The sequence below is a fragment of the Neochlamydia sp. TUME1 genome (assembly GCF_000813645.1).
In the GTDB taxonomy this organism is placed as follows: domain Bacteria; phylum Chlamydiota; class Chlamydiia; order Chlamydiales; family Parachlamydiaceae; genus Neochlamydia.
The window spans coordinates 1-3,062 of sequence record NZ_JRXI01000073.1; the positions used below are offsets into that span (position 1 = coordinate 1).

1 protein-coding gene and 1 pseudogene are annotated in these 3,062 nt (G+C 40.8%); both read left to right on the forward strand.

Features of this window, described 5'->3' with window-relative positions:
- A pseudogene (locus DB41_RS03245) lies at window positions 1–937 on the forward strand (hypothetical protein); the annotation flags it as partial.
- On the forward strand, window positions 859–3,062 hold a 2,204-nt coding region (locus DB41_RS03250), incomplete at its 3' end, for an RHS repeat domain-containing protein (RefSeq protein ID WP_039384258.1). The pseudogene DB41_RS03245 and the gene DB41_RS03250, both read left to right, overlap by 79 nt.

Consider the following 3,062-nt stretch of genomic DNA (forward strand, 5'->3'; position numbering starts at 1 on the left):
ATTAGATTCCGACGGTAATTCTTATCAGCCTTTTGAATGTATTGAGTATGATATTGCCGATAACCCTATCTGTAAAACTGATCGTCGAGGTTTTAAAACAACTTTTAACTATAACATTCGAGGCCAACCCTTCCTCATCCAATACCCTGATGGATCTACCGAAAAAAATGCATATACCCTTGAAGGCTATCTAGCTAAAAGCATCTCCTTAAATGGAAAGGTTACCCAGACAGATTATGATTATTTAGGAAGAGCTTGCCGACAGATGACTTTTGCTCCTACAGGGGAAAAGCTTAGCGAAACCACTACCCATTACAATCATTTTCATAAGATAGCCGAAGTGGATGCTGCAGGAGAGTTTACTCATTATCAATACGATGCTGCTGGCCGTCTGGCCAGCATCGTAAAAAATGAAGCAAAAACTGTTTATCAATATGATGCCTGCCAACGGCTCGCTAAGACATTGGAATATTTTGGTCCCGAGGAAAAAGACTATATTGCCAGCGTTAAAGAGTATGATGCTAAGGATCGCCTTATCGAGGAGCGCACTGAGGATGCTGAAGGGCAGGTGTTAACCAAAATAGGCTATCTTTACAACGAGCAAGACCAGCCCATTCAAACAATTTCTTATCATCACTCCAAGCCTGTTATCACCTTTACCCACTATAATGCCTATGGGGATGTTGACACTGTAATTGATCCACAAGGACATAAAACCCGCACCCTCTTTTATTATCTTCACCTTAATCAAGAGGGTCAATATGTATATGCTAAAGAAACCATTGATGCCATCGGCCAATTTTTTTTCAGGAACATGATAGCTGCGGGCATGTTCGCTTTGAAATTCGTCGCGACCCTATGGGCGTTATCCTGCAAAAACGTGAGTTTTTTTATGATGCAGAAGGGCTTTGCTGTAAACAAATTGAGCATGTGCTGACTCCTCATCAACCTGATCGCCTGGTCACCACTCATTTTGAGTATGACTTTGCCAAAAACTTGATAGGGTGTACGGAAGCCGTAGGAACTCCTGAGCAAAAGCAAACAAAGTATGTCTATAATGCTTATAGGCAAAAAGAAAAAGTTATCAAACCCGATGGGGTAGAACTGCACTACGCCTATGACTGGCTAGGTCGCCTCACCTCTTTTTCTTCCACTGATAACTCTTTGCATTACCACTATACTTATGATGCTAATTCTAATGTTGTAGGTGTGGAGGATAAGCATACAGGAAAGTCTACCACGCGTGTTTTTGATAAAAATAAACGTTTGGTCCAAGAAACTTTATTCCATGGGTTAACTCAACAATATAGTTACGATAATTTAGATAGGATCCAGGAAATTATACTTCCAGACCATTCTTCTATTCAATACTCTTACAAATCACTTTACCTTCATCAAATTAGTCGAGGCCCTTATCGACACACCTATCAGCATTACAACCTTTCGGGGGCATTAGAAGAGGCTAAATTGATGGCTGAAGCAGGCTTAATTCAATACGCTTACGATGCCTATTCTCGTCTGATTAGCATTTCTTCTAAGTCCTTAAAAGAGGATATTCCTGAGAACGGTTTTGATCAAGTGGGCAATCTTTTAAAAAGAACAACCCTCGACCCAGTGGGCAAAGTAAACAGTATCTATACATACGATGCTTTATATCAGCTTCAATCCGAAAAAGGCCTCGTGGATCATATTTATCGCTACGACTCCCTCCATAATATGGTGGAGAAAAATAAACGTCCCCATACCGTTAATGCTCTCAATCAGCTTCTTCATGATGGCTTAGACCCACATGCTTATGACCTAAATGGAAACCTTATCCGTAAAGGCTCTTTAAACTTATCTTACGATGCATTAGATCGCTTGATTGCCATTCATACTCCTACTCATCAGGTAACCTATGCCTATGATGAGCTTAACCGCCGTTTAAGCAGCACCTTCTATTCCTGCTCTAAAGTTGAAAAAAAGTGGATACCTGAGAAAGAAATTCGTTACATGTACCATGGACTCAACGAAATTGGCGCCTGTGACTCTAAAGGTAACATTGAGCAATTGCGTATATTAGGTAGAGGTAAAGGAGCTGAAATAGACGCTTCGGTTTTGCTAGAACTCCAAGGTAAGGCTTACATACCCATCCATGACACGTTAGGCAATATCCGCCTACTGATTAACGCCAAGACCCATACCATAGAAGAAACTTATCGATATACCGCTTATGGGCAAGAGTCTATTTATAGCAAAAATAATAAGCTTAGCAAGCAATCGATCAACCCTTGGCGTTTTTCTTCTAAACGTGTAGACGCTGAAACTCAGTTTGTTTACTTTGGACGCCGCTATTACAACCCCGCGACCACACGCTGGATAACTGCCGATCCCTTAAGCTTTGAGGCGGGCCCTAATCTATATGCCTATCTTTTAAACAATCCTTTAAATGATAGAGACCTGTATGGATTAAGAGGTTCCAGTCCTAGCCGTGGGGAGAAACACCGCGAAAGTGTGATCATGTATGGCAAAGAGCGCGCCTCTTATAGAATCGAAAAAACACCGATTAGAGGAAAAGGTGAAAATACAAAAAGCCTGCCTAGAGTTAGCTTTACAGATAGGTTTGAAAGAAAATTTGTGCGTTGTGAAAGCTCCTCATTAGCCGTATTGCTAGGGAGTAAATCAGAAAATATTCGTCTGGGTGTTCATAATGGCATTATGACCACCCAACTAGAGGCTATTAACAATGCCATCCACCTTAGAGAATTAGGGTGGGAATATTCGATAGATGTCATCCATAATGCTACGCATAATTTGATTAACGATTGTGTTGAATCAGGCTTAGGTTTATGTTATATAGCTACGACTCCAGTACGCGTTAATCATGAAACGTGGGATAAATTCTTTGACGAATATCCACGCGGAGAGTATTTTCAAATTTGCCATAGTCAAGGGGCTATAAATGTCAGAAATGCTCTTTTAAGTTATGATGAAAAGCTACGCAAGCAAATTACTGTGTTAGCCATTGCTCCAGCAGCTTATATGTATGCTGACTCCTGTAAAGAAGCTTATCACTATCGGGC